This is a genomic window from Streptomyces sp. NBC_01506 (genome assembly GCF_045040295.1).
Lineage (GTDB): Bacteria > Actinomycetota > Actinomycetes > Streptomycetales > Streptomycetaceae > Streptomyces.
The window spans coordinates 7,284,942-7,308,016 of the sequence record NZ_CP109422.1; the positions used below are offsets into that span (position 1 = coordinate 7,284,942).

Annotated in this window: 17 protein-coding genes and 1 pseudogene; 9 read left to right on the plus strand and 9 right to left on the minus strand. The window is 72.1% G+C overall.

Features of this window, described 5'->3' with window-relative positions:
• The first annotated feature begins 79 nt into the window (after positions 1–79).
• Positions 80–1,039 carry a prolipoprotein diacylglyceryl transferase gene (lgt, locus tag OG329_RS32725; RefSeq protein WP_405800012.1) on the plus strand — a complete coding sequence of 320 codons (960 nt, stop codon included), beginning with the start codon at positions 80–82 and terminating at the stop codon, positions 1,037–1,039.
• A 148-nt stretch (positions 1,040–1,187) separates the two neighbouring features.
• On the opposite strand, the gene OG329_RS32730 is transcribed toward lgt, so the two are convergent.
• The 7 genes and pseudogenes from OG329_RS32730 to OG329_RS32760 all read right to left on the minus strand — a co-directional run bounded on the left by OG329_RS32730 (position 1,188) and on the right by OG329_RS32760 (position 8,713).
• Positions 1,188–2,033, minus strand: coding sequence for an HpcH/HpaI aldolase/citrate lyase family protein (locus tag OG329_RS32730; RefSeq protein WP_405800013.1), 846 nt, complete (start codon positions 2,031–2,033; stop codon positions 1,188–1,190).
• Positions 2,030–3,232, minus strand: coding sequence for a CaiB/BaiF CoA transferase family protein (locus tag OG329_RS32735; RefSeq protein WP_405800015.1), 1,203 nt, complete (start codon positions 3,230–3,232; stop codon positions 2,030–2,032). The genes OG329_RS32730 and OG329_RS32735 overlap by 4 nt, the downstream gene beginning before the upstream one ends.
• The gene (rbsK, locus tag OG329_RS32740) at positions 3,229–4,119 is read right to left on the minus strand and encodes a ribokinase (RefSeq protein WP_405800016.1); all 891 of its coding nucleotides are present in this window, start codon (positions 4,117–4,119) and stop codon (positions 3,229–3,231) included. Before rbsK ends, OG329_RS32735 begins: the two co-directional genes overlap by 4 nt.
• Positions 4,116–4,448 (minus strand): annotated as a pseudogene (locus OG329_RS32745) (ADP-ribosylglycohydrolase family protein); the annotation flags it as partial. The pseudogene OG329_RS32745 and the gene rbsK, both read right to left, overlap by 4 nt.
• 520 nt (positions 4,449–4,968) lie before the next feature.
• On the minus strand, positions 4,969–6,141 hold the full coding sequence (locus tag OG329_RS32750) for an ADP-ribosylglycohydrolase family protein (RefSeq protein WP_405800017.1): 1,173 nt from the start codon (positions 6,139–6,141) through the stop codon (positions 4,969–4,971).
• Between the two features lie 56 nt (positions 6,142–6,197).
• Complete coding sequence (locus OG329_RS32755) at positions 6,198–7,541, minus strand: ADP-ribosylglycohydrolase family protein (RefSeq protein WP_405802148.1); 1,344 nt, start codon at positions 7,539–7,541, stop codon at positions 6,198–6,200.
• An 8-nt stretch (positions 7,542–7,549) separates the two neighbouring features.
• Entirely contained in the window at positions 7,550–8,713 is a 1,164-nt protein-coding gene (locus OG329_RS32760) for an ADP-ribosylglycohydrolase family protein (protein WP_405800018.1), read from the minus strand.
• Between the two features lie 235 nt (positions 8,714–8,948).
• Here OG329_RS32760 and OG329_RS32765 point away from each other — a divergent pair, with 235 nt between their 5' ends.
• The 8 genes from OG329_RS32765 (at position 8,949) to OG329_RS32800 (ending at position 20,429) form a co-directional block, all read left to right on the plus strand.
• On the plus strand, positions 8,949–9,668 hold the full coding sequence (locus tag OG329_RS32765) for a VIT1/CCC1 transporter family protein (protein WP_405800019.1): 720 nt from the start codon (positions 8,949–8,951) through the stop codon (positions 9,666–9,668).
• Positions 9,669–10,331: 663 nt separating this feature from the next.
• Positions 10,332–14,900 carry a glutamate synthase large subunit gene (gltB, locus tag OG329_RS32770; RefSeq protein ID WP_405800021.1) on the plus strand — a complete coding sequence of 1,523 codons (4,569 nt, stop codon included), beginning with the start codon at positions 10,332–10,334 and terminating at the stop codon, positions 14,898–14,900.
• The gene (locus OG329_RS32775; RefSeq protein WP_405800022.1) at positions 14,893–16,353 is read left to right on the plus strand and encodes a glutamate synthase subunit beta; all 1,461 of its coding nucleotides are present in this window, start codon (positions 14,893–14,895) and stop codon (positions 16,351–16,353) included. Before gltB ends, OG329_RS32775 begins: the two co-directional genes overlap by 8 nt.
• Before the next feature lie 188 nt (positions 16,354–16,541).
• Positions 16,542–17,288 (plus strand): VWA domain-containing protein, encoded by a 747-nt coding sequence (locus OG329_RS32780; protein ID WP_405800024.1) that lies wholly within the window; start codon positions 16,542–16,544, stop codon positions 17,286–17,288.
• A 213-nt stretch (positions 17,289–17,501) separates the two neighbouring features.
• Positions 17,502–17,705, plus strand: coding sequence for a cold-shock protein (locus OG329_RS32785; protein WP_015607926.1), 204 nt, complete (start codon positions 17,502–17,504; stop codon positions 17,703–17,705).
• 94 nt (positions 17,706–17,799) lie between these two features.
• The gene (locus tag OG329_RS32790; protein WP_405800025.1) at positions 17,800–19,356 is read left to right on the plus strand and encodes a DEAD/DEAH box helicase; all 1,557 of its coding nucleotides are present in this window, start codon (positions 17,800–17,802) and stop codon (positions 19,354–19,356) included.
• Positions 19,357–19,614: 258 nt separating this feature from the next.
• Positions 19,615–20,013 (plus strand): ribonuclease domain-containing protein, encoded by a 399-nt coding sequence (locus OG329_RS32795; protein WP_405800026.1) that lies wholly within the window; start codon positions 19,615–19,617, stop codon positions 20,011–20,013.
• A 29-nt stretch (positions 20,014–20,042) separates the two neighbouring features.
• Positions 20,043–20,429 (plus strand): barstar family protein, encoded by a 387-nt coding sequence (locus OG329_RS32800; RefSeq protein WP_405800027.1) that lies wholly within the window; start codon positions 20,043–20,045, stop codon positions 20,427–20,429.
• An 18-nt stretch (positions 20,430–20,447) separates the two neighbouring features.
• Here OG329_RS32800 and OG329_RS32805 read toward each other — a convergent pair whose 3' ends face one another.
• Together OG329_RS32805 and OG329_RS32810 are read right to left on the minus strand one after the other, a co-directional pair.
• A complete protein-coding gene (locus tag OG329_RS32805; protein WP_405800028.1) occupies positions 20,448–22,007 on the minus strand; it encodes an ankyrin repeat domain-containing protein in 1,560 nt (519 codons plus the stop codon).
• 95 nt (positions 22,008–22,102) lie between these two features.
• Positions 22,103–23,056, minus strand: a complete 954-nt coding sequence (locus tag OG329_RS32810; protein ID WP_405800029.1) for a hypothetical protein — start codon at positions 23,054–23,056, stop codon at positions 22,103–22,105.
• Positions 23,057–23,075 lie beyond the last annotated feature (19 nt).

Below are 23,075 nucleotides of genomic sequence, written 5' to 3' on the forward strand. Positions count from 1 at the left end.
TTTCGCGCGGGCTCGTTATCCAGACGTTGCCGGGCGGGTTGCCGCAGGCCCCGCCCGGCACGGTAGCGTCGGAACCGCCATGGACATTGCCTACATCCCCAGTCCGTCGAGCGGAGTGATCCATCTCGGACCACTCCCGCTGCGCGGCTACGCGTTCTGCATCATTCTCGGTGTCTTCGTCGCCGTCTGGTACGGCAACAAGCGCTGGGTCGCCCGCGGCGGCAAGGCCGGGACCGTGGCGGACATCTCCGTCTGGGCCGTGCCCTTCGGACTCGTCGGCGGCCGGCTCTACCACGTGATCACCGATTACCAGTTGTATTTCAGCGACGGTAAGAACTGGGTCGACGCCTTCAAGATCTGGGAGGGCGGCCTCGGGATCTGGGGCGCGATCGCCTTCGGCGCCGTCGGCGCGTGGATCGGCGCCCGCCGCCGGGGCATCCCGCTGCCGGCGTACGCGGACGCCATCGCACCCGCGATCGTGCTCGCCCAGGCCATCGGACGCTGGGGCAACTGGTTCAACCAGGAGCTGTACGGCAAGGCCACGGACGTGCCGTGGGCGCTGGAGATCAGCGACGGCACCAACCGCGACAGCGGCCTCTACCACCCGACGTTCCTCTACGAGTCGCTGTGGTGCGTCGGCGTCGCGCTGCTGGTGGTCTGGGCCGACCGCCGCTTCAAGCTCGGCCACGGACGCGCCTTCGCGCTCTACGTCGCCGCCTACTGTGTAGGCCGCGCCTGGATCGAGTACATGCGCGTCGACGAGGCGCACGAGGTGCTGGGGCTGCGTCTGAACGTATGGACCGCGATCGTCGTCTTCGTGCTGGCCGTGGTGTACATCGTGGTCTCGGCGCGGATCAGGCCGGGGCGCGAGGAGATCGTCGAGCCGGACCGGGAGACGCTCGCGAAGGCCAAGGCCGACAAGGGCGACGAGGTTTCCGCCGACGCCGCCGACGCCGCCGATGCCGCTCCTGACGCGGACGCGGACGCCGCCCCGGAACCCGAAGGCAGCGCGGACGCCGCAGCGGCCAAGAACGCCTGACGGCGCGCGCCGCGCCAGTACGTGAAAGGGCCGCCGGGCCTCTGATGAGGCCCGGCGGCCCTCGCGGTGTCCGGGGAGCGTTGGCCGGGTTGCGCGGCTCGTGGGCCGCGCCTGTCCTCAATCGCCGGACGGGCTGCGTGCTGTGTCCTCAATCGCCGGACGGGCTCAATGAGCCCGTCCGGCGATCCGCCAGGAACAGCGTGCGGTGGGCCGCCGCCACGATCGCCGCGTCCACGAAACGCCCGTCCGCCAGAGCCAGCGCCCCCGCGTCCTTCTCCGCCGCCGCCACGATCTCCGCCGCCGACTCGACCTCCCGCGCGGTCGGCAGATACGCCCGCTCGATCACCGGGAGCTGGCGCGGATGGATCGCCGAGCGCCCGAAGAAGCCGAGCGAGCGCCCGTGCGCGCAGGACGCGGCCAGCCCTTCCAGGTCCCGTACGTCGGGGTAGACGGACTGGACGGGGGCCGGCAGACCGGCGGCCCGCGCCGCGACCACGACGCGGCTGCGCGGCCAGTCGAGCCCGGCGTCGTTCCCCACGCCCAGGTCCGCGCGGAGGTCGGCCTCGCCGAGCGCGATACCGCCTACGGCGGGATGGGCCGTGGCGATGGCGTGGGCGTTCTCGATACCGAGGGCGGATTCGAGCAGCGCGTACAGCGGTGTGTGCGGGGCGGTGGCGGCGACCCGGTGGATGTCCGACGCGTGCGTGACCTTCGGCAGCCGCAGTCCGGCCAGGCCGGGGAGCCCGGCCAGCGAGGGGATGTCGCCCTCGCCCGCGATACGGACATGGACCGGGGTGGACCGGGGCGAGGCCAGCAGTTCGGCCGTCGCGGCGCGCGCGTACTCCCTGCGGTCGACGGCCACCGCGTCCTCCAGGTCCACGATCACCGCGTCGGCGCCGCAGGCGAGCGCCTTCTGTACGACGTCGGGCCGGTCCCCGGGGACGTACAGCCAGGTGAGCGGAGGGTGCGGGCCGCGTACCGTACTGCCCGTCACAGCGCGCCCTCCTTACGGAGGGCAGCGATCTCGGGTGCCGACAGGCCCAGTTCGGTGAGGACCGCGTCCGTGTCGGCGCCGTGCGGGCGGCCGGTCCAGCGGATGGAGCCGGGCGTCTCGGAGAGCCGGAAGAGGACGTTCTGCATACGGATCGGGCCCAGCTCGGGATCCGGCACCTGCGTGACGCTGTCCAGCGCCCGGTACTGCGGGTCGCTCATGACGTCGCGGATGTCGTAGACGGGCGCGATCGCCGCCTCCGCCTTCTCGAACGCGGCCATCGCGTCGTCACGCGAACGCCGGGCGATCCAGCCGCCCACCGCCTCGTCCAGCACATCGGCGTGGTCGGCCCGCCCGCTGCCGGTGCCGAACCACGGCTCGTCGACCAGCTCCTCCCTGCCCACCAGCCGCATCACCCGCTCGGCGACCGACTGGGCGGAGGTGGAGACCGCGAGCCAGGAGCCGTCGGCGGTGCGGTAGGTGTTGCGGGGGGCGTTGTTACGGGAGCGGTTGCCGGTACGGGGCTGTACGTAGCCGAGCTGGTCGTACCAGAGGGGCTGCGGCCCCAGCACCGTCAGGATCGGTTCGATGATCGCCAGGTCGACCACCTGGCCCCGGCCCGTCGCCGCCCGGCCGTTGAGCGCGGTCATCACGGCGTACGCGGTGGCCAGCGCGGCGATCGAGTCGGCGAGACCGAACGGGGGCAGCGTCGGCGGCCCGTCGGGTTCCCCGGTCATGGCGGCGAAGCCGCTCATCGCCTCGGCGAGCGTGCCGAATCCCGGACGGTGCGAGTACGGGCCGAACTGCCCGAAGCCGGTGACCCTGGCGAGGACCAACCGGGGGTTGGCGGCGGAGAGTTCGGCCCAGCCGAGGCCCCATCTCTCCAGCGTGCCGGGGCGGAAGTTCTCCACGACCACGTCCGCGTCGGCGGCGAGCCGCAGCAGGACGTCCCGGCCGGGCGGGGTGCCGAGATCGAGTGTGATGGTGCGCTTGTTGCGGCCCAGGATCTTCCACCACAGGCCGACGCCGTCCTTCGCGGGGCCGTGCCCGCGCGACGGGTCGGGGCGCGTGGGGTGCTCGACCTTGATGACCTCGGCGCCGAAGTCGCCGAGCATCGTCGCGGCGAGCGGACCGGCGAACAGCGTGGCGAGGTCGAGCACGCGCAGTCCGTGCAGAGGGAGGGGGGCTGTGGAAGTGGTCATGAGGCGGCCTCGTCGATCTCGGAGCGGTACGGCATGGAGGTCGATGCCCCGGGCCGCTGGACGCACAGCGCGGCGGCGGCCGACGCCCAGCGCGTCGCCCCGGCCATCGGACGGCCCTCGCCGATCGCCACGGCGAGCGCGCCCACGAACGTGTCGCCGGCGGCCGTCGTGTCCACGGCGGTGACCCTCGGCGCGGGGACGGCGACGGGCTCGGCGCCGCGCGCCGCGTACAGACAGCCCGCCGCGCCCAGGGTGATCACGACCTCGGGGACCTGCCTGAGCAGTTCCTCGGCCGCGGCGTACGGATCGGCGACGCCCGCGAGCGCGGCGGCCTCGTGCTCGTTGGGAACCAACAGGTCGGTGGCGGCGAGGAGTTCGGGCGGCAGGGGCTGGACGGGGGCGGGGGTGAGGATCGTGCGCACGCCGTGCCGCCGCGCCACCCGCGCCCCGTCGAGCACGGCGCTCAGCGGGAGTTCGAGCTGGAGGAGCAGGGCGCCGGCGTCGGTGATGAGGGCTTCCTCGCCGGGGCCGAGCGCGGTGACGGTGCCGTTCGCGCCGGGGATGACGATGATCGCGTTGCCACCCTCGTCGTCCACGACGATGTGCGCGGTGCCGGAGGGGCCCTCGGCGGTGTGCAGGAGGTCGGTGTCCACGCCGGAGGAGGCGAGCGTGTGCCGCAGCCGTACGCCGAACTCGTCGTCGCCGACCGCGCCGATCATCGCCACGTCGCCACCGGCGCGGGCGGCGGCGACGGCCTGGTTGGCGCCCTTGCCGCCGGGGATCGTACGGAAATCACGGCCCGTGACGGTCTCCCCGTGCTTCGGGGCGCGTGCGACGTACGCGACGAGGTCCATGTTGGTGCTGCCGAGCACCACGATGCCGGTCATGGGCGAAGTGCCTCCTGGGTGAGCCGGGCGAGTTCGTCGAATCCGATGCCGTCGAATCCGGCGACGGAGGTGGCGAGACGGTTCTTGAGCGGCGCCGTCCACCGCTCGGGCAGCCGGTCCGGGTGTCCGGCGAGCAGTCCGGCGACGGAGCCGGCCGTCGCGCCGTTGGAGTCGGTGTCCCAACCGCCCGACACGGCGCGGCAGATGGAGCCGGTGAAGTCACCGTCGGCGTGGGTGAGGGCGGCGGCGAGGAGCGCCGCGTTGGGGATGGCGTGGACCCGGTGGTAGTGGCCGTGGGCGGTGTGGAGGTGATCGACGACGGTGTCGAAATCGCTGTGCTCGTGGGCGTGTTCGTGGTGAGGGGCGTTTGTTCCCCTGACCCGCCCCTTCCCGAAACCGGGGGCGGGCCCCCGGACCCCCGGAGGGTGGTGGTGTCGCCGGGGCGCGAGTTCCCGGCCCCCCAGGGGGTGGTCATCGCGGCTGCGCGGGATGTGGGCGGGCCGCCGGGCTCCGGGGAGGCGATCGGGCCTGTGGCCGGCGTGGGTGGGCCGCCCGGTCCCCGAGGGTCCATGGCTTGGGTTCGCATGATCCGGGACAGGGGTGTCGGTTCCTCATCCGTCAACGGCGTTGGCAGTTGCGCCAGTTCGTCCAGCAGCCGCAGCGCGAGCGCGCGCAGTGCCGGGGGCGCCGGTGGGGTCGACGCGCCGGCGTGGGGCGGGGACGGTCGGCCGCCCGACGTGTGCCACGTCGTGGCCTGCGCCGTCGCGTCGAGGCCGTCCTCGGACGCCTGACGCAGCTCATGGCCCAGCAGGTCCTCCGGCTGGACCCAGGTCACCCGCAGCGGCTCCGTCATCGCGGGCCGGTCAGCGCGGCGAAGGCCGACTCGTGGGCGCGGCGCCGTGCCGTGTCGCGGGCGAAGACCTCGTACGCGACCTCCGTCAGCGTCCGCCCCGGCCCGCGCAGGTCGAGGCGGCTCGCCTCCGCGACCCGCTTCGACCAGTCCGGCGGGATCGTCGCCCCGCCGGACAGCGCCCCGGCCACCGCCCCGCTCATCGTGGCGATCGAGTCGCAGTCACGGCCGTAGTTGACCGAGCCGAGCACCGTACGGCGGTAGTCGCCGTCGCCGATCAGCAGCATGCCCAGGGCGACGGGCAGCTCCTCGATCGAGTGCAGCCGCGAGGGCCGGCGCGCGCCGAGGGACGGGGCGCGGTAGTCGGGGCCCACCGTGTCGAAGGGGGCGACGGCCTCGCGCAGCGGGCGCAGCGCGGGCTCGAAGTCCTGGTACGCGGCGGCCACTTCGCACACCGCCTCGATCGCGGCGCGCGTCCCGTCCTTGGCGAGCGCGAGGCACGCGTCGACCACGCTCGTCGCCGTCGCGCCCGGCACACACCCCGCCGCGACCGCCGCCGCGAGGACCCCGGCCGCCTCCCTGCCGTACGAGGACTGGTGCGCGCCCGCGACGTCGACGGCCTCCGCGTACGCCGCCGCCGGATTCGCCGCGTTGACCAGGCCCACCGGCGCCATGTACATCGCCGCACCGCAGTTGACGATGTTTCCGGAGCCCGCCTCGCGCGGGTCCACATGCCCGTAGTGGATCCGCGCGACGAGCCACTTCTCGGCCAGGAAGATCCGCTGGAGCGGCAGCGCCTCGGCCTCCAGCTCGGGGATCCAGCGGGGCGTGGAGATCAGGTCGGGGACGAGATGGTCGGCGACGGCGTACGCGTCGAGGTGGTCGCGGACCGTGTCGTACACCCGGACCAGCGCGTGCGTCAGCAAGGTGTCGTCGGTGACGTGGCCGTCGCCCTTGTGGTACGGGGCGATGGGGCGCGCCGTACGCCAGTCCTCGCTCCACGGGCCGACGATGCCGGACACCCGGCCGCCGTGCCGGTCCGTGATCTGCTCGGGGGTGTAGCCCTCGACGGGGCCGCCGAGCGCGTCGCCGACGGCCGCGCCGACGAGACCGCCGGTGATCCGGTCTTCGAGTGTGGGCGAGGGCCCGGCGGATGGTGTGGGTGTCGTCATGCCGGAATTGTCCACCCCGGTGCGTCCCGTCGGGGTGAAGCTCGCCGCCCGTGGCGCTACGGGGAGTTGTGGTCCGCCGCCGTGAGCGTGCGCGTCAACAGCCCGGCGAGTTCCACCAGGTCCGTACCCGCGAGGCGGGGCAGCGCGCAGCCGGCCAGGGTGCGGCAGGCGTCGCGCCAGGTCGTCGGCACGGACGCGCTCCCGCCGAGCGCCCCGGTCAGCGCCCCGGCGAGCGCCGGCGCGGAGTCCGCGACCCGCGAGAGGCACGCGGCGGCGGGTACGGCGGCGGAGACGTTCGCGCCGGACGCGACCGTCAGCGCGAGGGCGACCGGCACCGTCTCGGCCGCCGCGATGCCGTAGCTGTAGACATGGTCCACGATCTGATGCTCCAGCAGCGGTACGAGCGCGAACGACCCGGCAGGCTCGTTCGCGAAGTCCCGTGCCAGCTTGACCGCGTGGCGCGCGTTGCGGCCGATCTCCGTACTGTCCGGGAGCTGTTCGAGCGCGGCGGCCACCGCCGCCCCGGTGTCGGCGCCGCCGAGCGCCGCGGCGACGGCGGCGGCCATCGCGCGGGCGCCGTGCACACCGTCGCCGTCCTGCGTGTAGCGCGCGTCGAACTCGGCGAGTTCGGCCGCGGCGGCCGGCCGCCCCGGATGGACGACCGCCAGCACCACGGCCCGTACGCACGCCGCGTCGTCGAAGTAGTGCGGATTGTCGTGGCCGGTCGCGGGCGGGCGCAGGCCCGTGGCGAGATTGCCCAGCCCGGCGCGTACGGAGATCCGGGCGCGCAGCGGCAGGACGGCGGACTCGACCTCGGGCGCCCGGTCCGCCGCCGCGGCGACCTCGCTGGCGAGGGTGTTCCAGGCCAGGTCGACGGCGGCGCGCATCCTGCGGTCGGCGGGGAGGCCGAGGAAGAGATCACCGAAGGCGGTCAGCACGGTCTCGGCGGCGAACGCCGCCCACTCGGCGTCGTCGGACGGGCCGAGGCGCAGCGGCTCGGGGGGCTGGTTGAGGGCGATGGGGACGGGGAGGGTGGTGGTGGCGTTCTGCTCGGCGAAGGTGTCCAGCTCGCGGGTGAGACGGCGGGTCCACTCGGGCATCCGCGCGGCGCGGTGGCGGGCGGCGGGCCATCCGGCGGCGTCACCGGAGGCGAGCCCGAGGAGAAGCCCTTCGACGCGGTGACGCGGAGCGGGGCGCGGTTCCGGGGCTCTGCCGGGCGCTCGGCGGGTGGTGGCGGCGAGGTGTTCGCAGCGGGGGGTGGTGGCGACGGTGGTGGTGACGGTGGTGGTGACCGGGGCGCGCGAGGTGGCCGGTTCGTCCTGAAGCGTCGGGCCGGCCCCCTTCGGCCCGTCCGGCGATTGCGGACACGGACCGCCCGGCATCGGCGGCGGGCCGCTCATGAGGCCGCTCACGACGTCACCCGGCCCTCGTCGTCCGGTGTCAGCAGATCCGCGATGTCCAGTACGTGATAGCCCCGCATCGACGGCAGACAGCTTCCCCGCACCGGCCCGATCGCCGAGGCCCACTCCTGCGGTACGGCTCCGGCCCCGGACACCGCTCCCGCCAGCGCGCCCGCGACCGCCGCCGTGGTGTCGGCGTCGCGGCCCATGTTGACGGCCGTCAGCACCGACGTACGGAAGTCTCCGCGGGCCGCCCCGAACGCGCCGAACGCCAGGCCCACCGCCTCCGGTGCCAGATCGGTCCACGGGTAGCCGCCGATGACGACGGCCGACCGGACCGCGCGTTCCATGGTCAGCGTGTCGGGGTACTCGCGTCCCGCCGCGACCACCGCGCGGCGCAGCGAGCGCGCCGTCCAGGAGTCCATCGGGATCACGGAGAGCGCGGCGGCCACCACGGAGGCGGGGCCCGCGCCCGTCATCGCGGCGGCGACTCCGGCCGCGACCGCCTGGCCGCCGTAGATCCCCTCGCCGTCATGGCTGACGGTGCCGTCGACCGCGACGAGCCGCGCCGCCTCGGCCGGGTGGCCTGCGGCGAAGACGCCGAACGGGGCCGCCCGCATCGCGAGGCCGTCGCTCCAGGCGTGGCGGTGCTGGGCGGTGATGGGGGCGGCGAGGCCCCGGCGCAGATTCTCCAGGGTGCCGCGCTCGCTGAACCCGGCTCCCCGGAACGGGCCCTCGTCGAGGTCGGCCAGCCAGTGGTGCCAGGCGTTCTCGACGTGGGTGACGGTCAGGGCGGAGCCGTGCCTGGCCAGCAGGAGACCGGAGAAGATCGCGTACTCGGTGTCGTCGGTACCGGCCGGGTTGTCGGTGACGAAGCCTTCGATACGGCCCCAGCGGCGGCGGATCTCCGAGGGGCGCATGTTCTCGGCGGGGGCGCCGAGCGCGTCGCCGACGGCCAGACCGAGGAGCGCGCCGCGCGCCCGTCCCCGCAGCGCGGCGACGTCGGCTTCCCGAGCGGGGCCCGAGCGGGGGTTCGGATCAGGGTCCGGGCCGGAGGTCGAACCAGGACCCGACTCAGGACCCGACTCAAGGCCCGAACCAGGGTCCGAATCGAGGTCGGGATCCGGGCCGGGGCCTGGACCAACGCCGGGACCGCAGGCAGTCAACTCCATCGCGGGGCCTTTCGCACGCATCGGGCCCCAGAGAGGCCCTTGGTTCCTCCCATACGTGCCACGCCGCGCCCCGGAGGAGTCCGGCAAGCGCCGCTGTCACCCGGCTGGTGTCCCGGTAAGCATGGCCTGGCTTGCTGGCGGGGGCCTTGATTCGTGCGTACTTTCGGAGCCGTGCCGGGGTGTCCCGGCACGGAATGACAGCAGGACCGGCGGGGAAGGGGACAGGGTGTCCGTCATGGACAAAGAGGCGTCGCTCCACGGAGCGCACCGGGACAATCACACGCACCGTGATGTGAACGGCGGTTGGCTGCGTCCCGCGGTGTTCGGCGCGATGGACGGACTCGTCTCGAACCTGTCTCTGATGACCGGCGTGGCGGGCGGCGCCGTCGACCGGAACACCATCGTCATCACCGGACTCGCGGGCCTGGCGGCCGGTGCCTTCTCGATGGCGGCGGGGGAGTACACCTCCGTGGCGTCCCAGCGCGAGCTGGTCGAGGCCGAGCTGGAGGTGGAGCGGCGCGAGCTGCGCACGTTCCCCAAGGACGAGCTGGCGGAGCTGGCCGATCTGTACGTGTCGCGCGGTGTCGAGCCGGAGCTGGCGCGCGAGGTCGCGGAGCAGCTTTCGAAGGACCCGGAGCAGGCCCTGGAGATACACGCACGCGAGGAGCTGGGTGTCGACCCGGACGATCTGCCGTCGCCGACGGTCGCCGCGGTGTCGTCGTTCGGCTCGTTCGCCCTGGGCGCGCTGCTGCCCGTCCTGCCGTATCTGATCGGTGCCACGGTCCTGTGGCCGGCGGTGCTGGTGGCGCTGGCCGGTCTCTTCGCCTGCGGGGCGCTGGTGGCGCGGGTGACGGCGCGGAGCTGGTGGTACAGCGGTCTGCGCCAGTTGCTTCTCGGCGGTACGGCGGCGGCGCTCACGTACGGCCTCGGCACGCTGTTCGGCGCGGCCGTCTAGCGCGGCGACCGGGGTGCACCGGCTCCGGCCGGTGGGCCGGTTCGTCCTCAATCGCCGGACGGGCTGGATGTGGGCGACATATTGCGCGGTCGGGGCCCTGCCGTCACTCTGTGGTGACGAACGTCCCCCGACCATCCTTCGGCGCCTCACCCACCCGGGTGCGACACTATGCAAGGCGCTACATACCTGGGGGCTCTCGTTTGGATCAGGCCGGGCTCGCGGTCCCTGGCACGCACGCTCTCCCCCGTAGCCCCCGAGGGGGCACGGGAGGTACCCCCTCCGTTGTCGTCGGTCGCCGACGCTCCGCGTTGTCTCCCTCCTCCGCCTTGCGATCGCACGCACCACACCCCGCTCCCTGATCCGGCCTGATCCAAACGAGAGCCCCCAGCCGTTACCCGGTTGTTTCGAACGCTTGAACTCCGGGCATGAGCTGTAGGCGCCGCGGGCAATGAAGCTCGCTCCGCCGTGGTCCGGTGACCGGCGGTCCGTTCACCTCTGATCACCTCTGACCCACCTTCGCTGTCACGCACGGCGTCCACATGCTGGAATCAGCTTTCCGCTTCCTGAGCAGCCGACCCATCATGTAACCTGCACGAAATTTTGCCCAGGGCCAACGTCGTCCCTCGGTTTATCGCAAATGCCACGACGACGACGGGAGAGCCGATGCGTTTCGACGCCTGGTCGCCCATGGATGGCCGCCCTGCCGCGCAGGGTATGTATGACCCCCGTAACGAGCACGACGCCTGTGGTGTCGGGTTCGTGGCCACCCTGACCGGTGTGCCCGGCCACGAGATGGTCGAGCAGGCGCTGACCGTACTGCGCAATCTCGAACACCGCGGCGCCACCGGCTCCGAGCCCGACTCGGGTGACGGCGCGGGCATACTGCTCCAGATCCCGGACGCCTTCCTGCGCGAGGTCACCGGCTTCTCCCTGCCCGAGGCCGGCGCGTACGCCGTCGGGATCGCCTTCCTGCCTGCCGAGAACCCGGACGAATACGTCTCACGGATCGAGACGATCGCCGCCGACGAAGGCATCGACATCCTCGGCTGGCGCGAGGTGCCGGTCGCCCCGCAGATGCTCGGTGCCATCGCGCGCGCCACGATGCCGGTCTTCCGCCAGCTTTTCGTGTCCGCCGGTACGCGTACGGGCATCGACCTCGACCGCAAGACGTTCGTCCTGCGCAAGCGCGTCGAGCGCGAGGCCGGGATCTACTTCCCCTCGCTCTCCGCCCGCACGATCGTCTACAAGGGCATGCTCACCACCGGCCAGCTCGAGCCGTTCTTCCCCGACCTCTCCGACCGCCGCTTCGCCACCGCCGTCGCCGTCGTGCACTCGCGCTTCTCCACCAACACCTTCCCGAGCTGGCCGCTCGCCCACCCGTACCGCTTCGTCGCGCACAACGGCGAGATCAACACGGTCCAGGGCAACCGCAACTGGATGAAGGCCCGCGAGTCCCAGTTGGCCTCCGACGTGTTCGGTGACGACCCCCGGACCCTGGAGCGGACCTTCCCGGTCTGCACCCCCGACGCCTCCGACTCGGCGTCCTTCGACGAGGTCCTGGAACTGCTCCACCTCGGCGGCCGGTCCCTGCCGCACTCCGTACTGATGATGGTCCCCGAGGCGTGGGAGAACCACGACTCGATGGACCCCGCCCGGCGGGCCTTCTACCAGTACCACTCCACGATGATGGAGCCCTGGGACGGCCCCGCCTGCGTCACCTTCACCGACGGCGTCCAGGTCGGCGCGGTCCTCGACCGCAACGGACTGCGCCCCGGCCGCTACTGGGTCACCGACGACGGCCTCGTCGTCCTGTCCTCCGAGGTCGGCGTCCTCGACATCGACCCCGCGAAGGTCGTCCGCAAGGGCCGCCTCCAGCCCGGCCGGATGTTCCTCGTCGACACCGCCGAGCACCGCGTCATCGAGGACGACGAGATCAAGGCGACACTCGCCGCCGAGAACCCGTACCAGGAATGGCTGGAAGCCGGCGAGATCGAGCTGGAGGACCTGCCCGAGCGCGAGCACATCGTGCACACGCACGCCTCCGTCACCCGTCGCCAGCAGACCTTCGGCTACACCGAGGAAGAGCTGCGGATCATCCTCGCCCCGATGGCCCGCACCAGCGGGGAACCGCTCGGCTCCATGGGCACCGACAGCCCCATCGCCGCGCTCTCCGCCCGCCCCCGGCTGCTGTTCGACTACTTCACCCAACTGTTCGCGCAGGTCACCAACCCGCCGCTGGACGCCATCCGCGAGGAGCTGGTCACCTCGCTGCGCTCCACCCTCGGCCCCGCGGGCAATCTGCTGAAGCCGACCGCCGCCGCCTGCCGCAGCGTGACGCTGCCCTTCCCGGTGATCGACAACGACGAGCTGGCCAAGCTCATACACGTCAACGCCGACGGCGACATGCCGGGCATGACCGCCGCCACGCTCTCCGGCCTCTACCGGGTCGGTGGCGGCGGCGAGGCCCTGGCCGCCCGTATCGAGGAGATCCGCGCCGAGACCGACGCCGCCATCGAAGGCGGCGCGCGGATCATCGTGCTCTCCGACCGGCACTCCGACGCCGAGCACGCGCCCATCCCGTCGCTGCTGCTCACCGCCGCCGTGCACCACCACCTCATCCGCACCAAGCAGCGCACCCAGGTGGGGCTGCTGGTCGAGGCCGGTGACGTACGCGAGGTGCACCACGTCGCCCTGCTCATCGGCTACGGCGCCGCCGCCGTCAACCCCTACCTGGCGATGGAGTCCGTCGAGGACCTGGTCCGCGCGGGCACGTTCATCGAGGGCCTGGAGCCCGAGCAGGCCATCCGCAACCTGATCCACGCGCTCGGCAAGGGCGTCCTGAAGGTCATGTCCAAGATGGGCATCTCCACCGTCGCCTCCTACCGAGGAGCGCAGGTCTTCGAGGCCGTCGGTCTCGACGAGGCGTTCGTGGAGAAGTACTTCAGCGGTACGGCGACCAAGATCGGCGGCGCCGGGCTCGACATCGTCGCCCAGGAGGTCGCCGCCCGGCACGCCAAGGCGTACCCGGCCTCCGGCATCTCCGCGTCGCACCGCGCGCTGGACATCGGCGGCGAGTACCAGTGGCGCCGCGAGGGCGAGCCGCACCTCTTCGACCCGGACACGGTCTTCCGTCTCCAGCACGCCACCCGCAACCGCCGCTACGACATCTTCAAGCAGTACACCGACCGGGTGAACGAGCAGTCCGAGCGGCTGATGACGCTGCGCGGACTCTTCAACTTCGACTCCGGCCGCGAGCCCGTCGCCCTGGACGAGGTCGAGCCCGCCTCCGAGATCGTCAAGCGCTTCTCCACCGGCGCCATGTCGTACGGCTCCATCTCCAAGGAGGCGCACGAAACCCTCGCCGTCGCGATGAACCAGCTCGGCGGCAAGTCCAACACCGGCGAGGGCGGCGAGGACGCCGACCGGCTGTACGACCCGGCCCGCCGCTCCGCCATCAAGCAGGTCGCCTCCGGCCGCTTCGGCGTCACCAGCGAATACCTCGTCAACGCCGACGACATCCAGATCAAGATGGCGCAGGGCGCCAAGCCCGGCGAGGGCGGCCAGCTCCCCGGCCACAAGGTCTACCCGTGGGTCGCCAGGACCCGGCACTCCACGCCCGGCGTCGGCCTCATCTCGCCGCCGCCGCACCACGACATCTACTCCATCGAAGACCTCGCCCAACTGATCCACGACCTGAAGAACGCCAACCCGGCCGCCCGCATCCACGTGAAGCTGGTCTCCGAGGTCGGCGTCGGCACGGTCGCCGCCGGTGTCTCCAAGGCCCACGCCGACGTCGTCCTGATCTCGGGACACGACGGCGGTACGGGCGCGTCCCCGCTCACCTCGCTCAAGCACGCGGGCGGCCCCTGGGAGCTGGGCCTCGCCGAGACCCAGCAGACGCTGCTGCTCAACGGGTTGCGCGACCGCATCGTCGTACAGACCGACGGCCAGCTCAAGACCGGCCGCGACGTCGTCGTCGCCGCGCTGCTGGGCGCCGAGGAGTTCGGCTTCGCCACCGCACCGCTCGTCGTCTCCGGCTGCGTCATGATGCGCGTCTGCCACCTCGACACCTGCCCGGTGGGCATCGCCACCCAGAACCCGGTGCTGCGCGAGCGCTTCTCCGGCAAGGCCGAGTACGTCGTCAACTTCTTCGAGTTCATCGCCGAGGAGGTCCGCGAGATCCTGGCCGAGCTGGGCTTCCGTACGCTCGAAGAGGCCGTCGGCCACGCCGAGTTCCTGGACACCGAGCGGGCCGTGAACCACTGGAAGGCACAGGGCCTGGACCTCAAGCCGCTGTTCCACGTACCGATCCTGGGGGCCGGCGCCGTACGGCACCGCACCGTCGAGCAGGACCACGGTCTGGGCAAGGCGCTCGACAACCAGTTGATCAAGCTCGCCGCCGACGCGCTGGGCGCCGAGAGCGCCGAGGCCGCCCAGCCGGTCCGCGCGCAGATCGCGATCCGCAACATCAACCGCACCGTCGGCACGATGCTCGGCCACGAGGTGACGAAGAAGTTCGGCGGCGCGGGCCTGCCCGACGACACCATCGACATCACCTTCACCGGCTCGGCCGGCCAGTCCTTCGGCGCCTTCCTGCCCAGCGGCGTCACGCTGCGCCTGGAGGGCGACGCCAATGACTACGTCGGCAAGGGCCTGTCCGGCGGCCGGGTCGTCGTGCGCCCCGACCGGGGCGCCGACCACCTCGCCGAGTACTCGACCATCGCGGGCAACACCATCGCGTACGGCGCGACCGGCGGCGAGCTGTTCCTGCGCGGTCGCACCGGCGAACGCTTCTGCGTACGCAACTCCGGTGCCACCGTGGTCTCCGAGGGCGTCGGCGACCACGGCTGCGAATACATGACCGGCGGCCACGCCGTCGTACTGGGCGAGACGGGACGCAACTTCGCGGCCGGTATGTCCGGCGGTATCGCGTACGTCATCGACCTCGACCCGGACAACGTCAACGCCGGCAACCTCGGCGCCGTCGAGACCGACCTCGCCGACACCGACAAGCAGTGGCTGCACGACGTCGTGCGCCGCCACCACGAGGAGACCGGCTCGACCGTCGCCGAGAAGCTGCTGACCGACTGGGACACCTCCGTGGCCCGCTTCAGCAAGATCATCCCGTCCACCTACAAGGCAGTGCTCGCCGCCAAGGACGCCGCTGAGCTCGCCGGTCTCTCCGAGCAGGAGACCACCGAGAAGATGATGGAGGCGGCGACCAATGGCTGACCCCAAGGGCTTTTTGACCACCGGGCGTGAGACCGCCGAGACCCGCCCCGTCGAGGAGCGCACGAAGGACTGGAACGAGGTCTACGTTCCGGGCTCGCTGCTCCCGATCATCAGCAAGCAGGCCGGGCGCTGCATGGACTGCGGCATCCCCTTCTGTCACCAGGGCTGTCCGCTCGGCAATCTCATCCCCGAGTGGAACGACTACGCCTACCGCGAGGACTGGACGGCGGCGAGCGAGCGCCTGCACGCCACCAACAACTTCCCGGAGTTCACCGGCCGGCTCTGCCCCGCGCCGTGCGAGTCCGCGTGCGTGCTGGCCATCAACCAGCCCGCCGTCACGATCAAGAACGTCGAGGTCTCCATCATCGACAAGGCGTGGGACAACGGCGACGTCGTCCCGCGCCCCCCGGAGCGGCTGTCCGGCAAGACCGTCGCCGTCATCGGCTCGGGCCCCGCCGGACTGGCCGCGGCCCAGCAGCTCACCCGGGCCGGCCACACGGTCGCCGTGTACGAGCGCGCCGACCGCATCGGCGGCCTGCTGCGCTACGGCATCCCCGAGTTCAAGATGGAGAAGTCCCACATCAACCGCCGTATCGAGCAGATGCGCGCGGAGGGCACCAAGTTCCGTACGGAGACGGAGATCGGCCGCGACATCGACGCGGCGAAGCTCCGCAGGCGCTACGACGCGGTGGTCATCGCCGCCGGCGCCACCGTCTCGCGCGACCTGCCCGTCCCCGGCCGGGAGCTGAACGGCATCCACTTCGCCATGGAGTACCTGCCGCTCGCCAACAAGGTGCGGGAGGGCGATCTGACCGTCTCCCCGATCACCGCCGAGGGCAAGCACGTCGTGGTCATCGGCGGCGGCGACACCGGCGCGGACTGCGTCGGTACGGCGCACCGCCAGGGCGCGGCCTCCGTCACCCAACTGGAGATCATGCCCCGGCCGGGCGAGGACCGGGCCCCGAACCAGCCCTGGCCGACCTTCCCGCTGCTCTACAAGGTCACCTCCGCGCACGAGGAGGGCGGCGAGCGGATCTACTCCGTCTCCACCACCCACTTCGAGGGCGACGAGGACGGCAACGTCCAGTCGCTGCACCTGACCGAGGTCGAGTTCAAGGACGGCCGTCCGGTGCCGAAGCCGGGCACCGAGCGCACCATCCCCGCCCAGCTCGTCACCCTGGCCATGGGCTTCACCGGCACCGACCGGTCGAACGGCCTGGTCGACCAGTTCGGCCTGGAACTGGACGCGCGCGGGAACATCGCACGCGACGCCGAGTACGCGACCAACGTCGACGGCGTGTACGTTGCCGGTGACGCGGGCCGCGGTCAGTCCCTGATCGTGTGGGCGATCGCCGAGGGCCGCTCGGCGGCGCGCGGCGTCGACCGCTATCTGACCGGGGCGAGCGATCTGCACGCCCCGATCCGCCCGACGGACCGCTCGCTGACGGTCTGACGGCCGAATTGACGTCCCGTACAACGGCGTACGGGCGGTGACGGCCCGGGGGATGTCCCCCGGACCCTCCGCAGGACACGGCGCCCGCCAGTCCCCGACCGGACAACGGCGGGCGCCGTGACATGTGTTTCTGAGGGTGTGTAATCTCGACGGACCCCCCGCGCCTTGTCGAGTGAACGGCACCACCGATGACCACAGCGCCCTCCGCGGGAGTCCCGGCGATCAGCCTCCGTAAGGTCGAGGAGACCGCGCCCGCGCTCGTCGAGCACTACCGGGCGGCGGGCATATCACTGCGCAAGCACGGCATGAGCGGTCAGCGCGCCGCCGTGTATCTGGTCCTGGACTACTCGGGATCGATGCGTGAGTACTACCAGGACGGCAGCGTCCAGGCGTTCGCCGACCGGGTGCTCGGTCTGTCGGCCAACCTTGACGACGACGGTGTCGTCCCCGTCGTGTTCTTCTCCACCGACGTCGACGCCGAGACGGACATCGCACTCGCCGACCACCGGGGCAGTATCGACCGGATCGTGGCCGGGCTCGGGCACATGGGCAAGACCAGCTACCACCTCGGCATGGACGCGGTGATCGACCACTATCTGGACAGCGGGTCCACGGCGCCCGCCCTGGTGGTCTTCCAGACCGACGGCGGGCCCATCAACAAACTCGCCGCCGAGCGTTATCTGTGCAAAGCGGCCGAACTCCCGCTGTTCTGGCAGTTCGTGGGCTTCGGCAACAAGCGCAGCTCGCAGTTCAACTTCCTTCAAAAACTTGATGAGTTGGCCGTCCCGCAGAAGCGGCCCGTCGACAACGCGGGCTTCTTCCACGCCGGACTCGACCCGCGCGAGGTGCCGGACGACGTGCTGTACGACCGGCTCGTCGCGGAATTCCCGCAGTGGCTCGGCGCGGCCCGCGCGCGGGGCATCCTGCGCGGCTGACCTGCCCCGCGTGTCGGATCCGCGTAAGCCCCGGGAGCGTGCTAGGCTGACTGCGTTGCAGTTTTGGTACCCATGAACTTTATGTGCGCCTGACGGGAATGTTCCTCAGGCGCATTTTATTGTTTTCGCCGGCTTCTCCGGATGGGGCTCAATGCGGCGACGAGGAATCCGTGAAGTGCGGATTCGTCTCTGCACCTGTTTTAGGAGAATGACATGGCTACTGGAACCGTGAAGTGGTTCAACTCGGAAAAGGGCTTCGGCTTCATCGAGCAGGACGGCGGCGGCGCCGACGTCTTCGCCCACTACTCGAACATCGCCACCCAGGGCTTCCGTGAGCTCCAGGAGGGCCAGAAGGTCTCGTTCGACGTCACGCAGGGCCAGAAGGGCCCGCAGGCGGAGAACATCGTCCCGGCCTAATTTCCGGACGCGTACCTCGCAGCCGGGGCCCGCACCTGCACGGTGCGGGTCCCGGCTTGTGCTGTCCCCAGGCCCAGGAAGGTTTCTTTACCGAATGACTCGCCCCGAACGCCCGGCCCGCGCACCCCGCCCGGCCGGCAAGCGCCCGGTCAACTCCCGTACCAGGGGCCCCGCTAAAGGCTCGGCGAAGGCGCCGGCCCGCCGTGTGGCGCGCCCGCAGGAGTTCACGCTGCCGGAATCCATCACCCCCGCGCTGCCCGCCGTCGAGGCGTTCGACGAGCTCGACATGCCCGCGGCCCTGCTCAAGACCCTCACCTCACTGGGTGTGACCGAGCCCTTCCCGATCCAGGGCGCCACCCTCCCGAACTCCCTCGCGGGCCGCGACATCCTCGGCCGGGGCCGTACCGGATCCGGCAAGACCCTCGCCTTCGGCCTCGCGCTGCTGGCGCGCCTCGCCGGGCGCCGCGCCGAGCCGCGCGCGCCGTACGCGATGGTGCTGGTGCCCACGCGCGAGCTGGCCCAGCAGGTCACCGACGCGCTCACCCCGTACGCCACCGCCGTGAACCTGCGGATGGCCACCGTCGTCGGCGGCCTGTCGATCAGCAAGCAGGCCGCACAGCTCAGGCGCGGCGCCGAAGTGCTCGTGGCGACGCCGGGACGGCTCAAGGACCTCATCGAGCGCGGCGACTGCCGGCTGGACCAGGTCACCATCACCGTCCTCGACGAGGCCGACCAGATGGCCGACATGGGCTTCATGCCGCAGGTCACCGCGCTGCTCAAGCAGGTGCGGCCGGACGGGCAGCGGATGCTGTTCTCCGCGACGCTCGACAAGAACATCGACCGGCTCGTACGGCAGTATCTGACCGACCCCGTCGTGCACTCCGTCGACCCCTCGCAGGGCGCGGTCACCACGATGGAGCACCACGTCCTGTACGTCATGGACGAGACCGACAAGAAGGCCGTCACGATGCGCATCGCGGCCCGCGAGGGCCGGGTGCTGCTGTTCCTGGACACCAAGCGGGCGGTGGACCGGCTGGTCAAGCGGCTGCTGGCGAGCGGCGTACGGGCCTCGGGCCTGCACGGCGGGCGCTCCCAGCCGCAGCGCAACCGCACGCTGGACCAGTTCAAGACCGGGCTGGTGACCGTGCTCGTCGCGACGAACGTCGCGGCCCGCGGCATCCACGTCGACGACCTCGACCTGGTCGTCAACGTCGACCCGCCCGTCGATCACAAGGACTATCTGCACCGGGGCGGGCGCACCGCGCGTGCCGGTGAGTCCGGCAGCGTCGTCACGCTCGTCCTGCCCGAGCAGAAGCGGGACATGACGCGGCTGATGTCGGACGCGGGCATCGCGCCCCGGTCCGCCAGCGTCAAGTCGACCGACGAGGAACTGGCGCGGCTCACCGGGGCGCGGGAGCCGTCCGGGGTCGCGATCACCATCGAGGTGCCGCAGGCGGTCGTGCAGAAGCCGCAGAAGGCGCGTGCGTCGCGGCCGGCGCGGCGGAGCAACGGCTCGGGCGCTTCGGGTTCGGGTGGCGGCGGCGGGGCCCGGCCGGTCGCGGCCGGCGGCGCCGGGCGTGGCAGCAGGGGCGGCCGTCGTGGCCGCCCGCCGGAGCGCGGTACCGAGGGCGGTCGGCGCACCGCCGCGTAGCGCCTCCGGCGGGTCTTCGTGGATCGGCCCGGGGCGGCTGGGCGCGCGGCTCGTAGCCGCGCTTGTCCTCGATCGCCGGACGGGCCGCGTGTTGTGTCCTCGATCGCCGGACGGGCCGCGTGTTGTGTCCTCGATCGCCGGACGGGCTTTGAAAGCCCGTCCGGCGGGTGTCGTGCCCGTGCCGGTCGGTTAACTTCCCGAAAACTCCACGGACTTGGCATTGACGTGCTCACGTCTACGCGCGTCATCATGGTGGACATGCGAATCCCCCCACGAATCGCCCTCATAGGCGGCGCAGCCGCCCTCCTGTCCACCCTTCTCGTCGGCGGTACGGTCGCGACCACGGCCACCGCCGCCACCGCCGCCCCGCTCGCGGTCGGCGAGATCTGCTACTCCGACCTCCCGTCCCAGGCCCACGACACCCTCGACCTGATCGACGCGGGCGGGCCCTACCCGTACCCGCAGGACGGCGGGGTCTTCCAGAACCGCGAAGGCATCCTGCCGCAGCAGTCCACCGGCTACTACCACGAGTACACCGTCAAGACGCCGGGCTCTCCCGACCGCGGCGCGCGCCGCATCGTGACCGGTAACTCGCAGCAGGACTACTACACCGCCGACCACTACGCGTCCTTCGACCTGGTCGACCACGGCTGCTGATCCCCGACAGCGCAGGTAGCCTCCGCCTCATGACTGTGACGTATGTGATTCCCGGGGCGGAGGTCACCGACCTGGAGCGTTTCTGGCAGGTGATGGGCGAGGCCGTGAACGGACCGGACGGCTACTTCGGCCGTAACCTCGACGCCTTCGCCGACTGCCTCGGCGGCGGCTACGGGACCCCGGACGACCGGGACTTCGTCATCGAATGGCGCGACCACGAACTCTCCCGCCGCGCCCTCGGCCACCAGGAGACGGCGCGCCGGCTCCGGCTCCGGCTGGCGCGGGTGCCCGAGGTCAACAGGGCATATGTGCAAGGGCAGTTGGACGAGGCGGAAGCCGGCCGTGGCAGCACGGTCTTCGACTGGCTCACCGACATCATCGACGAGCGGGCGCCCGGCGCGCTGCGGCTGCTGTGACCCGATGACGCCCGCGCCTCACCGGCGGCGCGGCAGCAGGCCCGCCAGTCTGCGCCGTACCGCCGCGTCCGGCAGTCGGCGCACCGCGTCGGCCGCCGTCTCGCGCGCGTGACCGGTCACCGACCCGTCGGCGAGCATCCTGGCCAGGGCGTCCACCGCGCGCGGATCCTGGCGCACCGCCAGCCCCCGCGCCGCCTCGGCCGCCGTGACCGCGACCGGGTCCGCCAGGCGCGCCGCCAGCGCCGTGCGGATCGCGGTCGTGTCGGCGTCGGCCCCCGCCAGGGCCGTCGTCGCCCGCCGCCGTACCGAGTCGTCGGCGTCCGCGCTCAGCGCCGTCAGCGCCGCCAGGCCGTCCTCGTGGTCGCCCGGCACGAGCCCGGCCAGCGCGAGGGCGACCCGGCGGCGTATCGCTGCGTCCGGATGACCGCTGTGCCGCAGGACCTGCGGCAGGCCGTCCAACTCGCCGCGCCTTCCCGGCTTTTCCAGTTTTCCGAGCTTTCCGAGCTTGCCCAGCTTTCCGAGCGCCGTCACGCTCGCGCCGATCAGCTCCGGGGTCTGGGCGCCCGCGCACAACTCCCGTAGCGGCGGCAGCGCCTGGCCCGCGAACAGCGGGCCCAGCCCGCCGAGCACGTCCGCCGCGAACGCGCGACGCAGGGGATCGTCGCTCGCGCACCAGGCGAGCGCCGCCTGGCACGACTCCTCGTCGCCGCGCCGCCACAGCGTGGCCACCGGCTCCAGCCAGTCGTCCCGGCCCGGCACCCCGCACCGCAGTGCCCGCCCCGCCAGTTCCTCGAACGGCGTCCGGACGCCCAGGGACTCCTCAAGCAGCGTGGTGATCGCCGCGTGCCCGGTCTGCCGCTCCAGGCTCGCCACCGGCGCGCCGTCCTTCAGCGTCTCGACGACGACCGTCACCCCGCCGTCCTCCTCGATCCGGCGCACCACCGTCTCGTCGCCCTCGCCGGCCAACGGCAGCAGTTCGGCGTGCAGTTCGTGCTCCACCGCCTCGGGCGCGGTCCACCGCCGGGCCTCGGCCAGCGCCTCCTGTCGCGCGCCCGCGCCGTGCCGCAGCAGGGCCCGTACGGTCGACGGTGAGCCGCGCCGGGCGGCCGTCACCAGGGGCGGCTCACCGTCCGGGGCGCCGCCGCCCGGCCCTGGCAGGTCGGGGTCGGCGCCGTGCGCCAGCAGGGCCTCGACCGTGTCCGCGTGCCCCTGTCCGACGGCCCAGGCCAGCGCCGTGAAGCCGTACGCCTCGCGCCGGTCGGTGCGCGCGCCCGCCGCGAGCAGGGCCAGCACCACCTCCGTATGACCGCCGCACGCGGCCCCGCACAGCGGCAGGTCGCCGCCGTCCGCCCCGCTCGCGCGCTCGGGGTCGGCGCCCGCCGCCAGCAGCACCCGGACCGCGCCGGGTTCGTCGCTGACCGCGGCGGCGTAGAGCGCGCTCTGGCCGTCCTGGTCGGTGGCCTCGGCGGGGACGCCGGAGCGCAGCAGGGCGACGACGGCGTCGTCCCGGCCGTCGTACACGGCCGAGAACAGCTCGTCCCGCGCCCGGTCGGAGCCCGCTGTCCGCTCATTCGTCATACTTCGACCTTCGCTCGGGAAGGTCATTCAGGCCAAATCGATAAATCGATGACCATCCGTCACCTGTGGCGAAGTCCCCTGCGGCCAGGGGTAGTTCAGGTGTCGCAGTCGAGCACGGTGTGACAGAGCTGGCAGCGCGCCCGCACCCGGCCCCTGACCGGCACCCGGACGCGCTGATGGCAGGTGGGGCAGGGGAACGACACCCGCAGTCCGTCGGCAAGCGTCTCGAAGGCGTACGGGCGTCCCGCGTCCCCGGACCCGGATCCGAGGCCGGACCCGAAGCCGGACGGGGGCGCGGACTCGCCGGGGTGGTCGAGCGCGTAACGCCGGTCCTTGGCGTACCGGTGGCGGCCCGACCAGCCCGCCGTGGTCAGCGGCGGCTGCTGCTCGTCCCGTACGGCCTGCGCCTTGCCCTTCGTGTACGCGGTGTAGCCCTGCGGGCTGGTGAACCAGATGCCGGGGTCCTCGTTGAAGACGATGGCGCGCTTGGCCAGCACATAGCCGAACTCCTCCGGCGTCAGATAGCCGAGCTTCTGGCTGGAGTCCCGGTCCTCCCGGAACGCGTCGAGCAGCAGCCAGCCCGCGCCCAGATAGGTCGTCACGGTGTCGGTCAGGATCTCGTTGTCGCGCGTGCCGGGGAAGCTCAGCCCGAGCCGGTGCAGCAGGACATGGGTGATCTCGTGCGCGAGGGCGGCGCCGATGTCCCTGCGGTGCGTGCGGAAACGGTCGTTCAGCTCGATGAAGTACTCCGGCCCCGCCGTCAGCTCGACGCTCGCCGCGTGCTCCATCTCGCGGAAGCTGACGATCATCCGGGCGTCCGGCAGATGCAACTGCTGGACCAGCGCGCGGGCCACCCGCTGCACCCCGAGGTGGAGATCGTCGTGATCGGCGAAGGCGACGTCGGCGGGCGCGACACTCGTGTCGTACTGGCGGATGCCGTCACCGGACATACGCCGGTAGAGCGCCGTGATGGCGGCCCGCGCGGTGTCGAGATGCGGATAGCCGTGTACGACGGGGCTGCCGCCGTTCGTCGCGCCTCTGTCCGTCACGCCACTACCCCTTCGTAGG